Source organism: Brevundimonas vesicularis (assembly GCF_014204545.1).
GTDB classification, from domain to species: domain Bacteria; phylum Pseudomonadota; class Alphaproteobacteria; order Caulobacterales; family Caulobacteraceae; genus Brevundimonas; species Brevundimonas vesicularis_B.
On the sequence record NZ_JACHLJ010000002.1, the window covers coordinates 77437 to 91240 of the forward strand.

Annotated in this window: 17 protein-coding genes; 9 read left to right on the forward strand and 8 right to left on the reverse strand. The window is 66.0% G+C overall.

Annotation, left to right across the window (positions count from 1 at the left end):
- Window positions 1–32: 32 nt before the first annotated feature.
- Window positions 33–350: a hypothetical protein gene (locus HNP47_RS08475; protein WP_039248149.1), complete on the forward strand. Its 318-nt coding sequence runs from the start codon at window positions 33–35 to the stop codon at window positions 348–350.
- Window positions 351–428: 78 nt separating this feature from the next.
- Entirely contained in the window at window positions 429–1415 is a 987-nt protein-coding gene (locus HNP47_RS08480; RefSeq protein WP_184279206.1) for an SDR family oxidoreductase, read from the forward strand.
- 41 nt (window positions 1416–1456) lie between these two features.
- Here the strand turns inward: HNP47_RS08480 and HNP47_RS08485 are convergent, their stop codons facing one another.
- From HNP47_RS08485 to HNP47_RS08510, 6 genes are all read right to left on the reverse strand, one after another.
- Complete coding sequence (locus HNP47_RS08485) at window positions 1457–1741, reverse strand: GNAT family N-acetyltransferase (protein ID WP_184279207.1); 285 nt, start codon at window positions 1739–1741, stop codon at window positions 1457–1459.
- A 54-nt stretch (window positions 1742–1795) separates the two neighbouring features.
- The gene (locus HNP47_RS08490) at window positions 1796–2179 is read right to left on the reverse strand and encodes a hypothetical protein (protein ID WP_184279208.1); all 384 of its coding nucleotides are present in this window, start codon (window positions 2177–2179) and stop codon (window positions 1796–1798) included.
- Between the two features lie 10 nt (window positions 2180–2189).
- Window positions 2190–2852, reverse strand: coding sequence for a hypothetical protein (locus tag HNP47_RS08495; RefSeq protein ID WP_221415057.1), 663 nt, complete (start codon window positions 2850–2852; stop codon window positions 2190–2192).
- 82 nt (window positions 2853–2934) lie between these two features.
- Window positions 2935–3333, reverse strand: a complete 399-nt coding sequence (gene folB / locus HNP47_RS08500) for a dihydroneopterin aldolase (protein ID WP_184279209.1) — start codon at window positions 3331–3333, stop codon at window positions 2935–2937.
- Between the two features lie 3 nt (window positions 3334–3336).
- Window positions 3337–4098, reverse strand: coding sequence for an SDR family oxidoreductase (locus HNP47_RS08505; RefSeq protein WP_184279210.1), 762 nt, complete (start codon window positions 4096–4098; stop codon window positions 3337–3339).
- 267 nt (window positions 4099–4365) lie between these two features.
- Entirely contained in the window at window positions 4366–7443 is a 3078-nt protein-coding gene (locus tag HNP47_RS08510; RefSeq protein WP_311770060.1) for a TonB-dependent receptor, read from the reverse strand.
- A 243-nt stretch (window positions 7444–7686) separates the two neighbouring features.
- Here HNP47_RS08510 and HNP47_RS08515 point away from each other — a divergent pair, with 243 nt between their 5' ends.
- From HNP47_RS08515 to pgsA, 6 genes are read left to right on the forward strand one after another with little or no spacing between them, the layout of a single operon-like run.
- Window positions 7687–8157, forward strand: coding sequence for an NUDIX domain-containing protein (locus HNP47_RS08515; protein WP_184279211.1), 471 nt, complete (start codon window positions 7687–7689; stop codon window positions 8155–8157).
- Between the two features lie 42 nt (window positions 8158–8199).
- Window positions 8200–8808, forward strand: a complete 609-nt coding sequence (locus HNP47_RS08520; RefSeq protein ID WP_184279212.1) for a hypothetical protein — start codon at window positions 8200–8202, stop codon at window positions 8806–8808.
- Entirely contained in the window at window positions 8805–9251 is a 447-nt protein-coding gene (locus HNP47_RS08525) for a DMT family transporter (RefSeq protein WP_017505105.1), read from the forward strand. The genes HNP47_RS08520 and HNP47_RS08525 overlap by 4 nt, the downstream gene beginning before the upstream one ends.
- Window positions 9252–9267: 16 nt before the next feature.
- Window positions 9268–11148 carry an excinuclease ABC subunit UvrC gene (gene uvrC / locus HNP47_RS08530; RefSeq protein ID WP_184279213.1) on the forward strand — a complete coding sequence of 627 codons (1881 nt, stop codon included), beginning with the start codon at window positions 9268–9270 and terminating at the stop codon, window positions 11146–11148.
- Window positions 11149–11169: 21 nt separating this feature from the next.
- Entirely contained in the window at window positions 11170–11793 is a 624-nt protein-coding gene (locus tag HNP47_RS08535; protein WP_184279214.1) for a carbonic anhydrase, read from the forward strand.
- Window positions 11794–11837: 44 nt separating this feature from the next.
- Complete coding sequence (gene pgsA / locus HNP47_RS08540; RefSeq protein ID WP_371275650.1) at window positions 11838–12482, forward strand: CDP-diacylglycerol--glycerol-3-phosphate 3-phosphatidyltransferase; 645 nt, start codon at window positions 11838–11840, stop codon at window positions 12480–12482.
- A 122-nt stretch (window positions 12483–12604) separates the two neighbouring features.
- Here the strand turns inward: pgsA and HNP47_RS08545 are convergent, their stop codons facing one another.
- Both HNP47_RS08545 and HNP47_RS08550 read right to left on the reverse strand, forming a co-directional pair.
- Complete coding sequence (locus HNP47_RS08545) at window positions 12605–13120, reverse strand: TIGR02281 family clan AA aspartic protease (RefSeq protein WP_184279215.1); 516 nt, start codon at window positions 13118–13120, stop codon at window positions 12605–12607.
- Between the two features lie 75 nt (window positions 13121–13195).
- Entirely contained in the window at window positions 13196–13417 is a 222-nt protein-coding gene (locus HNP47_RS08550) for a DUF1289 domain-containing protein (protein WP_184279216.1), read from the reverse strand.
- A 156-nt stretch (window positions 13418–13573) separates the two neighbouring features.
- Here HNP47_RS08550 and HNP47_RS08555 point away from each other — a divergent pair, with 156 nt between their 5' ends.
- Window positions 13574–13726 (forward strand): hypothetical protein, encoded by a 153-nt coding sequence (locus tag HNP47_RS08555; RefSeq protein WP_017505113.1) that lies wholly within the window; start codon window positions 13574–13576, stop codon window positions 13724–13726.
- Window positions 13727–13804: the final 78 nt, after the last annotated feature.

A 13804-nucleotide genomic window follows, 5' to 3' on the forward strand; every position in this document is an offset into this window, starting at 1 on the left:
AGGCTCCTGTCGTTTGCGGGAGACGTGATTCCATGGCCAAATCCACCGGTTCCGACGCCAAGCCTGACCTGCGGCTCGTCGCGGCCGAGGCCGAGATCTACGACCTGATGAAAGCGCCTGAAACCACCGCCGACCGCGTCAAACGCCTTCAGCTCGAAGCCCACGCCTTGGCGCTGGAAGAGATCGAAGGTCTGGAAAAGCTGTTGCTGGAAGCTGCCGCCAAGGCCAAGGCCATTGCGGACGGCGGCGACGCCTATCCGGTCGGCGCCCGCGAGATCGCCTCGCGTCTCGCCGCCGATCTGCCGACCAAGGCCGAGACCATCAAGACCATCGTCCACCGCGTCGGCTGACAACCGAAGCTGGGCCGTCGGAACGACCCGCCCGCCCATCCGCTTTCCTGAAGACCCCATCTTCAGGAGACGACATCAATGGACGACCGGACCCACGCGCGCGCCGAAGACATCGCCGATCAGGAACGCGCCATCCAGCGCGACATCGACGCCAAGGACAAGACGTCCGGCGATGACAAACCGTCCGGGGCGATGCAGGCCGGCGCCCGCCCGTACCCCGAACCGCCCTTCCCCAAACAGCACCAGACCAAGCCGGGCGACGAGGCCGCGCTGGATCCCGCGCCCCTCTATGATGCGCCCTTCTGGAAGGGGTCGGGCAAGCTGGACGGGTTCGCCGCCCTGATCACCGGCGCCGATTCCGGCATCGGCCGTTCAGTCGCCGTCCTGTTCGCGCGCGAGGGCTGCGACGTCGTCATCTGCCATCTGGACGAGGACGCCGACGCCGAAACCACCAAGGCCGCAGTCGAGGCCGAGGGTCGCCGCGCCGTCGTGCTGAAAGGGGACGTCTCCGATCCCGCCTTCGCCGAGATGGCGGTCAAGGCCACGCTCGACGCCTTCGGCCGCCTCGACGTCCTGGTCCCCAATGCCGCCTTCCAGGAACACGTGCCCGCCTTCGAGGACCTGACCTATGACCATTTCGACCGCACGCTGAAGACCAACCTCTACGGCTATTTCAACATGACCAAGGCGGCGGTGCCGCACATGAAGGCCGGCGGCGCCATCGTCATGACCGGCTCGGTCACCGGTCTGATGGGCAATAAGGATCTGCTCGACTATTCCCTGACCAAGGGCGGCATCCACGCCTATGCGCGTTCGCTGGGGACGCATCTGGCGCCGCGCGGCATCCGCGTGAACGTCGTCGCGCCCGGCCCGGTCTGGACCCCGCTCAACCCCGCCGACAAGGATGCCGAGGCGACCTCGAAGTTCGGCGCCGACACGGTGATGAAACGCCCGGCCCAACCCGAGGAAATCGCGCCCGCCTACGTCTTCCTGGCCTCGCCCCAGATGTCCAGCTTCATCACTGGCGAGATCCTGCCGATCATCGGCGGCTACGCCGGCGGCTGAACCCAAACCGCCGCCCTGCGATCGCAGGGCGGCGGCATCGCCTAGGCCAAAACGTCGTCGTAGTCGGGATGCCGCTTGTGCCAGGCGACGGCGTAGCTGCAACGGGGAAACAGCTTCAGCCCCGTCTGGCGCGCATGATCGGCCAGCGACTGCATGAACCGCCCCGCCGCGCCTGACCCCCGCAACGACGGCTCGGCCTCGACATGCAGGATGATCCGGGCATCGCCCTTCACCGCATAGTCGGCCCAGACCAGGCCCGCGCCCTTGTCGTCGTCGAACGCCTGTTCGAACCGGTTGTCGCCTTCGATGTCCTTGAACTGTCCCATCGGGTTCTCCTTTGACGGATCAACCGCCAAGGCCGCCGGGACGTTCCGTCAGCGTCAAATGGGCTTGTCGTTCAGTAGGTTCAGCAGGCCGATCACGCTCTTGATCGTGAACCAGACGCTGAGCAGGAACCAGACCAGCAGGAACAGCAGCAGGAACGGAATGCCGATCAGCACCACCGACGCCAGGGCGCTGATCAAGATCCCGACCCAGGCCGCGATGGTCCACCAGAAGACCGACCAGAACAGTCGGATCTGCGCCTCGATATGCTGGCGCGCCACGCCAGTCGCCGTCCCGCGCGTCACATAGGACACCACCAGCCCGATCAGCACCAGCACATTGGCGCTGGGGATCGACAGGATGAACAGGGCCCAGGCGATCAGCGCCCCGACCTTGCCCTCGGACGGCTGCCCGGCGATGAAATTGGGTTCGTTCGTCATCGTCGGTCCTTCAGAACAACAGGCTGCGGGGGTGAGGAACGGCCTGTCCGCTCTTCAGTTTCAGCACCCCGAACACGCCGCGCGCCAGGACCCAGATCGCCAGGGCGAACAGCACCAACACGCCGATGTTGACCACGATCAGAAGGGCCCCGACGACCGCCGCCCCGACCGCGCCCACGATGGTGCGCTGTTGATAGACGGCATGGCTGTGCTCAAGCGGGTCCATCGCCCCGTCGCGCCGCATCACCGCCAGCAGGGCCACCAGGCACGACACGCCCAGCGTCGGCACGGCCAGCAGGATCAGCACATAGACGGCATACAGCCGCATCGGCACGACGGGTCCTTCGCGGCGCGGCGCGGTCTCGGCCGTCAGACGCTGACGCACCGCGCGCACGGCCGGCGCCGGCTCGGCCTCGGCAGGCTTCGCCTCGGACCGGGGCGGGAACGGCGCCGTCGGCCGGGTCACAGGCCCGGACCGATCGAAGGGCCCCGGCGCCAACTCGGGCGGGTCGAACAAATCCGGTTCGGGCTCGTCTGAAGGAAAGGGCCCCGGCTGGCGGTCGCGCGCACGGCCCGCCAGCGACGCGGGCGAGACGAAGCCGACCTCGGCGTCATGATCGTGGTCGTGATCGCGGGGCGCTGCTGGGTCTTTCGGATCGCCGGGTTCGGCCATGAACAACGCTTCTGTCACGCCGGACGCCCGGCTGGAATCTGCCGACGACAATGGCGGTCGGCGCGGCGCGAAGCAACCGCCCTTACCGCCCCAGCACGATCTCGCAGCCCGGCGCCGCCACCGCCGCCAGGGCCCCCGGCTTTTCGATCCGCACCGTGGCCCGCTGCACCCGGCCGTCCTCCAGGCACGCCCGCGCCAGCCGTTCGGCGAAGGTCTCGACCAGCCCCACATGCCCCTCGGCCGCGATGGCGCGCGCCGCATTGGCCACGGTCTCATAGTTGATGGTGTCGCCCAGCCGCTCGATGGGCCGGGGCTCCAGTTCCAGCGTCACATCGATGACCAGCCGCTGCAGCCGCCCCTGCTCGTGGTCATAGACCCCGATCCCGGCCTCGACCTCCAGCCCGCGCACGAACACGCTCAGCCGCTCGAAACGCAGCGGCTCATCCGCCGGAAACGGCGTCACGTGAGAGGAGGAAACCACGCGCTACTCCTGGATGTCGGGGGTGCGCCAGGCCAGGTGCTGGCCCCCGTCGACGGCGATCATCTGGCCCGTCACCATGCGGGCGTCAATCAGCCACAGCACGGCCTGCGCCACCGCCTCGGGGCTGCCCGGCGTTTCCAGCAGTGTGGCGCGCGCCTCGGCGGCGAACTCCTCGGCCGTCTGATGGATGGACGGCAGGGTCGGCCCCGGCCCCACCCCATTGACCCGGATGCCCGGCGCCAGCGCCTGAGCCAGGGTCTGCGTCGCCCACCACAGGCCGTTGCGCGACAGGCTGTAGGAGAAGAAGCGCGGATCCGGCTTCAGCACCTTCTGGTCCAGCAGGTTGACGATGGCCCCCTCGACGGCTTGCGCCGCGAACGCCTCGGCCAGCACGAGGGGCGCCCTCAGATTGGTGTCGAGATGCAGGTCCCAGCTGTCGCGCGTCAGCCCGCCGACCCGGTCGTCCTCAAACACCGAGGCGTTGTTGACCAGCACGCTGACCGGCCCCAGCGCCTCCGACGCCGCCGGCACCAGCGCCCGCACCTTTGCCTCGTCCGTCAGGTCCGCCTGCAACAGGCACACGCGCCGCCCCAGGCCCGCGATCTCGTCGGCCAGAGTCCGGGCGTCCTCGCCCGACGCATGATGATGGATCGCCACGTCGAACCCGGCCTGGGCCAGCTTCAGACAGATGGCCCGCCCGATCCGCCGCGCCCCGCCCGTGACCAGGGCGACGCCCCGCTCAGAGCGAGCAGCCGCCTCAGTCAACCCGACCGAACTCGAACACGTTGAACGCCGCCAGAACGGCGATGAAGCCGAAGATGATGCCGAGAGCCAGCATGGAATGCTCCTGTTGTCCGTCTTGGCTTAGAGCGGGATGGGGCGGGGTTCAAGCCGAACGACGGGCAGACGCGATCTTCGTGGCAACGCGCGACGCAAAAGAAAAGGCGGCCGGAACGCTTCCGGCCGCCGCAGATGAGCTTTGACGTCAGGCCGGGCGTCAACAGCAAGCCGCGACGCCCTGCCCGATCTTCATCAGAACGTGTAGCGAACACCCAGATAGGCACGACGCGGTTGAACCCACGCATTGGCTTCACCGAAAGCGTACTGACCGCTGCCCGCGACCAGCTTCTGCTCGGCGGTGGCGGCCTGGTTGTCCAGGATATTGAAGATGTCCAGGAACAGTTCGGCGTTTCCGATCGGCAGCGGCCGCTGATAGCGGAAGCGCATGTCGAAGGTGTAATACGACGGACCCGTCGCCGAGCCGACGTTGTTCGGCAGAACGAAGGTGTCCTGCACACCGCCCGACGTCGAACCGTTGTCCATCAGCGGCAGATAGCGACCGCTGATCAACTGCGCCGGCGTGTAGAGCGCGCCGCTGTTCCAGTTGAAGACGCCCGACACCTGCAGACCGAAGTTGAAGTCGTACGAGGCATACGCCTTGAACTGGTGTTCGATGTTGCCGGGTTGCGGTCCGTACATATTGGGCGCGCGGGGGTCGAGTGCGATCCAGTCGCCCTGGAAGTCGGCGTTGGAGTCGGAGTTCGAGTTCCCTTCGGCCTTGTTGTACGTATAGGACGCCTGCCCTTGCCAGTTGTCGGTCTTGAACTTGGTGACCGTGACTTCGAAGCCGGTGTAGTTGCGCTCTCCACCCGGCAGAGTGCCGATGACATAGTTCGAGTTCGGCTTGGACGTATAGCCGAAGTACGAATACGGCAGATAGTAGAACGATCCCGGATAGGCGTAACCGAAGGGCGCCGTGGCGGCCGTCAGCGTCGGGTCAGAGTACAGCGTCAGATCGAAGTCTTCCAGGATGTCACGCGTCTCGCGACGTGTCACCGTCGCAGTCAGGCCGACGCTGGAGCCGAAGGTCGTCGATGCGCCCAGCATGAACTCATCGGTATAAGGCGTCTTGGTCGCCGGCGAGAACAAGGCGTCCGGCGTGGTCGCGCCGCCGCGTGTCCGGAAGGTGACCCAGGTGCCGTTGATGTTGATCTGCTCTTCATCGACCGGACCGGTCAGGGCGCCCGCGAAATCGGACATGTTGTTGCGGATGGGGTCGTAATAGCGGCCCGCGAAACCGAACACCTTCGAACGACCGTCTCCGAGCACGTCATAGACGACGCTTAGACGTGGCGCATATTCCCAATCGAAGGTCGCCGTCTTGGAGCCGTCAGAGGCGAAATGCTCCCACTTCTCGGCCCGAACGCCGGCGTTGACGGTCAGTTGGTTAAGGGTCCAGGTGTCCTGCAGATACAGGCTCTGGCCTTCGCTCTTGACCTCGTAAGGCGCGCTGATGGTGCGCAGGGCCCGATAGACGTTGACGTTGCCGTAGGGTGCGCCGGCCGTGTTGTTGAAGCGATAGGCGTTCAACTCAGCCTGGGAGACGGTGCCGTCCAGGTTGGTGTCGACCGCCGCACGCGCCGTGGCGTTGCCCTGGATTGCGGCCAGAACCCGCGCATTGTCGGCCTGCACGATCGCACGGCCAGTCCAAGCGTTCGCGCCGCTGGCCGTCGTGTAATCGAGGTAGGTGGTGCCGGAATAGATCGGGGCCAGCGACTGATAGGTCACGCCGCCCGGGACAGTCCCGTTTTCCTCATACACGTTCTCGGTGCTGATATAGCCGCCCTTGAAGGTATGGCTGCCGAACGCCGTGTCGAGATAGTATTCGAAGTTCAGGCCGAACTCGTCGCGATCGCGATGGGTTTCCAGGTTCGAACCCGCGCCACCCAACTGACGCTGGGCCAGGGTTGAGCCGGCCGAGTTCCTGAAAGTGACGGTATCACGCACCGACTGATCCGCCGCGCTCGTCGTGACCTCGCCTTCGTGACGGAACCAATAGGCGCCCAGTTGCAGATCGCCCCAGGTCCGGCCGTACTCGACCTTGTAATTCTTACCGCCCTGTTCTTGCGCCACATCGCGATTATTCAGGGTCGCCGAAGAGTTGGAACCGCTGATGCTGGTCGGATCCTCGAAGTAGCTGGCCGTCAGACGATCATCGTCCGTGATCTGCCAGGTCAGCTTGCCGAAGGTGTATTCGCCGTCATTGGTGACGGTGCGCAGCACGTTGCCGCTGTTGACGTCCAGAACCTCGTCTTCACGGTGTTTCTTCTGGTACGAACCATAGAACCACAGACGATCGCGGATGATCGGCCCGCCCAGGGTCGCGGCGGTGTCATAGGTCGAGAAGCCGCCCGAAGTGGTGTGCTCGTCCTTGGCCACCAATCCATCATTCTGGAAGTAGTAGTTCAGCGAACCATGGAACTCGTTGCCGCCGGATTTGGTGACGACGCGCGAGATCAGACCCGAACCACCGGCGTATTCGGCGGGCACGCCGCTGACGATGACCTGTTGCTCCTGAATAATTTCGGAGTTGAAGTTGGTTCCGAACGTCCCGGTGGACGGGTCGGTCACGTCGACGCCATCCAAGTAATAGACGTTGTCGGTCGAAGTGCCGGTCGCACCACCGATGTCCGAATAGTTGATGCCGGAGCGCGAGGACGGGTTGCCGCCGCTTGACGGCTTCACGCCGGGCACCAACTGCAGATAGCTTTGATAGCTGCGTCCCGTTGGCAGCGACTCGACCACGCCCAACGTCAACGTCGTTCCGACCGTCGCAGAGGTGACGTCCACGGATGCCAGCGACGTGCCGGTCACGACGATATCGCCCAGGGTCGAGACGTCGCCCCCCGTCAGGGCATAGCCGAGAGAACGCTCTTGGCCGCTGACAACGGCGACGTTGTTGGCGGTGAAGGCATCATAGCCCGGCGCGACGACATTGACGGAGTAGTTGATCGCAGGATCCAGGCCCGACAGACGCACGAACCCGGCAGAGTCCGTCACCCCGCTTCGCGTCACCAAACTGACGGAAGAATTAACGGTCACCGTTGCGCCAGCCACGGGCTGACCGCCCGCCTGGATGGAAATGCGAAGCGCGCCCGTCTGAGACTGCGCGTGCGCCACGCTCGGCACAACGACCAGCGACATGACGGGAATCGCGGCCAGCAAGGCGCCGCCTACGACGGTGCTGGCCAAAGGGCGTTGACGGATACTGCGACTGTTCAAAACGAACCCCTCCTTGAAAAGAGCCCGACGACCGATCGACATCCCCATGCCGATGGCCCCGGCGCACACCCAGGGCGGGTGTGGTGAAAGGGAGCCTAAGCAGACGCGCCGCATTCGCCACGATTATTACACCGCCGTCATAAAACAGCGTCACTCCGTGCCAATATTGCCACGCATAAGCCACACTTCGGATTGCGACGTTATAACAGATCGGTTTCCACTGCAGTTTGCGCCCCTAAATGGATACGCGAGTGCTCAAACACGCCAAATTTCCTTAGAGTTGGCTCACCCATGACCTGGCGCATCCACGTCGAACCCTTCACCCGCCCCCTCTTCTTCGCCTGGTCGCGGCTGACGCGGGGCAAGACGTTGGGCGTGCGGGCGGTGGCGGTGGATGCGCAGGGGCGGGTGCTGATGGTGCGGCACACCTATCTCAAGGGCTGGTGGCTGCCGGGCGGCGGGGTGGATCGGGGCGAGACGACCCAGGCCGCCGTGGTGCGCGAACTGCGCGAAGAGGCCGGTCTGGTCGCGCGCGGGGCGCCGCGCCTGATCTCGATCCACTCCAACGAGCGGTTCTTTCCCGGCGATCACGTCGCCGTCTTCCGCATCGACGCCTTCGATGTGGGCGAGCGCACCAGCCACGGCGAGATCGCCGAGATCGGCTGGTTCTCGCCATACGCCTTGCCGGACGATGTGAACCGGGGCTGTGGCGCGCGCCTGGCCGAACTCTTCGACGGCGCCCCGGTCGATCCGGACTGGTGAGAGACGTCCGCATCTGACGCAGGCGCGTGCCAGCGTCCGCCCATGACCCAAGTCGCCCCCGTCTATCGCGTCCGCTCGCAGGAAATCTGGGACCTGGCCCGCGACGACTATCTGGCGGGCGAGCCGGCGCGTATCGTCTGCCGCCGCTACGACCTGGGCCTGTCGGCCTTTCGCATCCGCGCGCGCAAGGCCAAGTGGCGGCGCGAGGATCAGGACGATCCCGACCTGTACGATCCCGCGCTGGAGCTGGAGGCGGTCGAGGACCTCGCCTTTTCCGACATGGCCGACACGGCGCGCCGTCGCCTGCAACTGGCCCTGATGGACGGCGAGGCGACCGAGGCCCAGCGCTGGCTCAGGATCTTCGAAACCCTGTCGTCGATGGCGGCCCAGACCGGCGATGTGCACACATTGCACTCTGATTTTCCGCCCCAACCGTCTGATGGGACCGACGCGCCCGCCCCTCGCCCCTCGACGGACGACGCCGGGTCCGGACCGGGTGAAGTGCACGAATTGCACCGTGATTTATCTTCGGACGCCCTCAGCCGATCCGGCGCGCCCCTTAACCGGGCCGAGCGTCGCCGCCTGCGCCGCGCCCAGCGCCGCACGCCGCCCTCTGCAAGCCATGAAAGCCATGCTAGCCAAGGGCCATGAACCCGTCCCTGCTCGCCATCCTCGTCGTCATCCTGGCCGGCGGCGCCACCGCGCTTCAAGCGCCCACCAACGCCAAGCTGGCGACCGCCGTGGCCTCGCCGGTCAACGCCGCCTTCATCTCCTTTGCGGTCGGGACCACGGTGCTGGGGATCTTGGCGGCCATCCTGCACACCCGGCCGGACATGGCCGCGACGCGGGCGCTGCCCTGGTACGCCTGGCTGGGCGGGGCCTACGGCGCCTGTTTCGTGGTCGCCGCCGCCTGGGGCGTGCCGCGCCTGGGCGTGGCCATGACCATCACCCTGATGGTCGGGGGCCAGCTGCTGCTCAGCCTGGCGCTGGATCATTTCGGGGCGCTGGGCGTGCCGCGCCAGCCGCTGAACATCGGCCGCATCGCCGGGGTGGGGCTTGTTCTGGCCGGCGTCCTTCTGGTCCGGCGCTCTTGACCCTATATCGGGCGCGATGACCGAGGAGACGCCTGATTCCCAACTGAAAGCCGCCGCCCTGATCGCCGACGAGGCGCGCCGGGCGCCGGACAAGCCGGGCGTCTATCGCATGTATGGCGAGGACGGGTCGTGCCTGTATGTCGGCAAGGCCAAGTCGCTGAAGAAGCGCATCATCCAGTATGCGCAGGGGCGTTTTCACACCCAGCGCATCGGCCTGATGGTGTCGCAGACCCGGTCGATGGAGCTGGTGGTCACCGCCACTGAGACCGAAGCCCTGCTGCTGGAATCCAACTTCATCAAGAAGCTGAAGCCCCGCTTTAACGTGGTGCTGCGCGACGACAAGTCCTTCGCCGAACTGATGATCCGCCGCGACCACCGCGCGCCCCAGGTCAGAAAGCATCGCGGCGCCCACACGACGCCCGGCGACTATTTCGGCCCCTTCGCCTCGACCTGGGCGGTCAACCGCACGCTGAACACCCTGCAGAAGGCCTTCCTGCTGCGGTCCTGTTCCGACAGCGTCTATGAGACCCGCACCCGCCCCTGCATGCTCCACCAGATCAAGCGCTGCTCTGCGCCGTGCACCGGCCTGATCAGCCTCGAGGACTACGGCGAACTGGTCACCGAGGCCGAACAGTTCCTGCGCGGCAAGTCCCGCGCCGTGATCGGCCGCCTGTCGAAGGAGATGCAGGCGGCGTCGGACGAGATGGACTTCGAACAGGCCGCCCGCGTGCGCGACCGCATCCGCGCCCTGTCGGCCATCGCGATGGAGAATTCCGTCAGCGCCGACAGCGTCGCCGAAGGCGACGTCTTCGCCCTGCATTCCGACGGCGGCCAGGCCTGCGTCCAGGTCTTCTTCTATCGCGCCGGCCAGAACTGGGGCGGCCGCGCCTATTTCCCGCGCGTGGACAAGAGCGACACGGATCCGGAGATCCTGGCCGCCTTCCTCGGCCAGTTCTACGAGGACAAGCCGATCCCGCGCCTGATCCTGTCCAACGTCCGCCCGCACGAGCTGGAACTGCTGGAAGAGGCCTTTTCGATGAAGGCCGACCGCAAGGTCGAGATCGTCCGCCCGATGCGCGGCGAGAAACTGGCCTTGGTCGACCACGCCCTAACCAATGCGCGCGAGGCCTTGGGCCGCCGCCTGGCCGAAAGCTCGGCGCAGGGCAAGATCCTGGACGAGGTATGCGAGGCCTTCGGTCTGGAAAGCCGGCCCGAGCGGATCGAAATCTACGACAACGCCCACATTCAAGGGACGAATGCGGTGGGCGGCATGGTCGTCGCCGGCCCCGAAGGCTTCCAGAAGTCGCAGTATCGCAAGTTCAACATCCGGGGCGAGGATCTGACGCCCGGCGACGACTACGGCATGATGCGCGAGGTGATGCGCCGCCGCTTCTCGCGCCTGATCAAGGACGAGGAGGAAGGCGAGGCCAAGGGCGAAGACGTCGTCCGTCCCGACCTGCTGCTGATCGACGGCGGCGCAGGGCAGTTGGCCGAGGTGCTGGCGGTCATGGCCGACCTCGGCGGTCTAGACGACATCACCGTCGTCGGCGTGGCCAAGGGGCCCGATCGCGACGCCGGCATGGAGAAGTTTTTCATGCCCGGCAAGGCCCCCTTCATGCTGCCGCTGAAGTCGCCGGCCCTCTACTATCTGCAACGGCTGCGCGACGAGGCCCACCGCTTCGCCAACGGCGCCCACGCCAAGCGCCGCTCGATGGACATCAAGAAGAACCCGCTGGACGAGATCGAAGGCGTCGGCCCCGGCCGCAAGAAGGCCCTGCTGCACGCTTTCGGCTCGGCCAAGGGCGTCAGCCGCGCCTCACTGGCCGATCTGGTCAAGGTCGACGGCATCAACCAACCCCTCGCCGACCGCATCCACGCCTTCTTCCGTAAAAGCTGAGCCGGAGCTAAGACACCGACCATGAGCGACATCGAAGACGAACTGACCGCCGGCTATCGCCGCTTCCGCGCCGAGCACTGGCCGACGGCCCGCGCCGAGTACGAAACCCTGGCGACCAAGGGCCAGAAGCCGCACACCCTGATCGTGGCCTGTTCCGACAGCCGCGCCGATCCGGCCCTGATCTTCGACGCCAAGCCGGGCGAGCTGTTCGTCGTGCGCAACGTCGCCAATCTGGTCCCGCCCTATGAGCCGGACGGCAAGCTGCACGGCGTGTCGGCGGCGCTGGAGTTCGGCGTCAAGGTTCTGGGCGTCAAGCGGATCGTGGTCATGGGCCACGCTCACTGCGGCGGCGTCAACGCCATGATCAACGGCGCCCCTGAAATCGTCGCCGACTTTGTCGCCCCCTGGATCGCCCAAGGCGCGCCCGTCGTCCAGCACGTCGCCGAAACCGTCGCCCCCGAGCAGCTGGAGCGCGCAGCCGAAGAGGCCATCGTGCGGCTGTCGATCCGGAATCTGCGCACCTTCCCATGGATCGCCGAGCGCGAAGCCAAGGGCGAGCTTCAGCTCAGCGGCCTGCATTTCGGCATCGCCGAGGGCGCGCTTACGGCCCTGACCGACCAGCCCCGGTTCGAACCGTTGGATTGAGCGGCGAACCGTGCCACACCCGGCGCGTTGCAACGGACATGACGATGACCTCCGCCCACCGCGCCAACCCCATTCCCAACATTCTGACCGGGCTGCGTCTCGCGGCCGGGGTGGTGATGTTCGCCATGATGGCCGGGGCCGCCCCCGGGGCGCTGGAGGCCTGGCTGTCGCCGGAAACGCAAGGGAAGTTCAGCGTCTGGGCCTTCTGGATCTTCGTCATCGCCGCCTCGACCGACTGGGTCGACGGCTATCTGGCCCGACGCTGGAACGCGACCACGCGTTGGGGCGCCATTCTCGATCCCATCGCCGACAAGGTGCTGGTGACCGGCGCCATTCTGGGCGTCCTGGCCTCGGGATCGTTGCCCGGCATCGCCCTGCCCTGCGGCCTGATCCTGTTCCGCGAATTCGCCGTCTCCGCCCTGCGCGAGACGATGGCCGGCCGCATCGAACTGCCGGTCACCCTGGCCGCCAAGTGGAAGACCACGGTGCAGATGGTGGCGCTCGCCGCGCTTCAGCTGACCCTGCTGTGGGGCGCCTTGGGCCTGCAGAACGACGATGGATCGCCGCTGGCGTGGCAGCCGGCGTTCGAGTCCTTCGCCATCTTCCTGATCTGGTTCGCCGCCATCATCACCCTGTGGACCGGCTGGCAGTATTTCAGCGAAGCCCGTCGCCAGATGCGCGACCTCTAGAGCCTGATCGGCCGAGGAGGAATCGCTTCGCGATTCCGCTGATGCCGTGAATCAGGCTCCAGATTGATGCTGGAGCGAAATCTGGGCTGAGTTGGACTACGTCCAACTCAACCGATTTCGCTCTAGGGACGCAGCGTCAGCCCGCTCGGCGTGGCGGAAAAGGCGGAAAGCCGACCCAGATAGCTCATGCCCAGCAGGGAGTATTCCAACCCCTGCTCGACCACCAGGGCCTCGACCCGGTCCACCCTCGCGCCGGCGACCGAGATTGTCTTCAGCTGAACCGGCGCGGCGCGCACGACGCCCGATGCGGTCTGGACCTTGCCGGTGAAGGCTTCGGGTTCGGGATCGACGCCCAGTCTCAGGGCGTCGGCGCGCGTCAGGGCGACCACGCTGGCGCCGGTGTCCACCAGCACCCGCACCGCCTTGCCGTCGATATTGGCCTCGGCCCAATAGTGGCCGTCCGCGCCCTTCACCACCTGGGCGTCCGTGCCGGAGGCGCCCACCGCCGCCTCGACGACAGGCGTCGCCGCCTGGGCCATGCCGTCGCCTTCCAGATGGCGGATCGTCAGGGCCGTGCCGAACGACGCCATGAGAGCGAAGCCGAGAACGACGACAGACTGGGTATCGATGCGAACCATGCCACTGTCTTACAGGCGCGGCGTTTTGATGGGGTGAAACGACGTGGCTGACGAAAGCTTAAGCCGCGACCCGCGCTAGCCCAGTTTGGCCGGATCGACCCGGCTACGGCGCGACGGCAGTTCGGCCATGACCGCCGCGCGCTCGGCGTCGCTCAGCGACCGCCAGCCGGCGATTTCCTTCAGCGTGCGAAAACAGCCGAGGCAAAGGCCGCTCTCGCCATCGACCGCGCACACCATGACGCACGGCGTAGCGATGGCCTTGGGCGGTCCTGGCCGGCTCGGGCTAGCCGCGCTCATTGTGACACCCTAGCGAAAATCACTCCGACTCCTGACGAATAAAGTTGCAAATTCACGAAACTGTCTTATATCAGCTGATGACGCGAAACGACTGACGGTGGAATCCCATTGGTACGACGCGTCTCTTTTCATCGTTCTGCGAAAGGAGACGCCAAAATGAACGATAAGGAACGTAACCTCCAACACGCCATGATGTCCTTCGCCCTTTGGGGTGGGATGCTGGTCAACAGTCGGCATATGCCGTCAAACTCGGGTCGAGTGGTCAGCCATCCGTCCAACTTCGTACCCTATACGATCAAGAAGCGCTGACGGCCCGCTCGGTCCTCAGCCTGAAGAAGCCCCGGTCTCGCCGGGGCTTTTTCAATTCCGGACTTGCCTGACGCGGCG

Excerpts from the sequence above, each read along its gene's own strand:
- HNP47_RS08475 (WP_039248149.1), top strand. The coding sequence starts at position 33 with ATGGCCAAATCCACCGGTTCCGACGCCAAGCCTGACCTGCGGCTCGTC.
- HNP47_RS08480 (WP_184279206.1), top strand. The coding sequence starts at position 429 with ATGGACGACCGGACCCACGCGCGCGCCGAAGACATCGCCGATCAGGAA.
- HNP47_RS08485 (WP_184279207.1), bottom strand. The coding sequence starts at position 1,741 with ATGGGACAGTTCAAGGACATCGAAGGCGACAACCGGTTCGAACAGGCG.
- HNP47_RS08490 (WP_184279208.1), bottom strand. The coding sequence starts at position 2,179 with ATGACGAACGAACCCAATTTCATCGCCGGGCAGCCGTCCGAGGGCAAG.
- HNP47_RS08495 (WP_221415057.1), bottom strand. The coding sequence starts at position 2,852 with ATGGCCGAACCCGGCGATCCGAAAGACCCAGCAGCGCCCCGCGATCAC.
- HNP47_RS08510 (WP_311770060.1), bottom strand. The coding sequence starts at position 7,443 with ATGGGGATGTCGATCGGTCGTCGGGCTCTTTTCAAGGAGGGGTTCGTT.
- HNP47_RS08515 (WP_184279211.1), top strand. The coding sequence starts at position 7,687 with ATGACCTGGCGCATCCACGTCGAACCCTTCACCCGCCCCCTCTTCTTC.
- HNP47_RS08520 (WP_184279212.1), top strand. The coding sequence starts at position 8,200 with ATGACCCAAGTCGCCCCCGTCTATCGCGTCCGCTCGCAGGAAATCTGG.
- HNP47_RS08525 (WP_017505105.1), top strand. The coding sequence starts at position 8,805 with ATGAACCCGTCCCTGCTCGCCATCCTCGTCGTCATCCTGGCCGGCGGC.
- uvrC (WP_184279213.1), top strand. The coding sequence starts at position 9,268 with ATGACCGAGGAGACGCCTGATTCCCAACTGAAAGCCGCCGCCCTGATC.
- HNP47_RS08535 (WP_184279214.1), top strand. The coding sequence starts at position 11,170 with ATGAGCGACATCGAAGACGAACTGACCGCCGGCTATCGCCGCTTCCGC.
- pgsA (WP_371275650.1), top strand. The coding sequence starts at position 11,838 with ATGACCTCCGCCCACCGCGCCAACCCCATTCCCAACATTCTGACCGGG.
- HNP47_RS08545 (WP_184279215.1), bottom strand. The coding sequence starts at position 13,120 with ATGGTTCGCATCGATACCCAGTCTGTCGTCGTTCTCGGCTTCGCTCTC.
- HNP47_RS08550 (WP_184279216.1), bottom strand. The coding sequence starts at position 13,417 with ATGAGCGCGGCTAGCCCGAGCCGGCCAGGACCGCCCAAGGCCATCGCT.
- HNP47_RS08555 (WP_017505113.1), top strand. The coding sequence starts at position 13,574 with ATGAACGATAAGGAACGTAACCTCCAACACGCCATGATGTCCTTCGCC.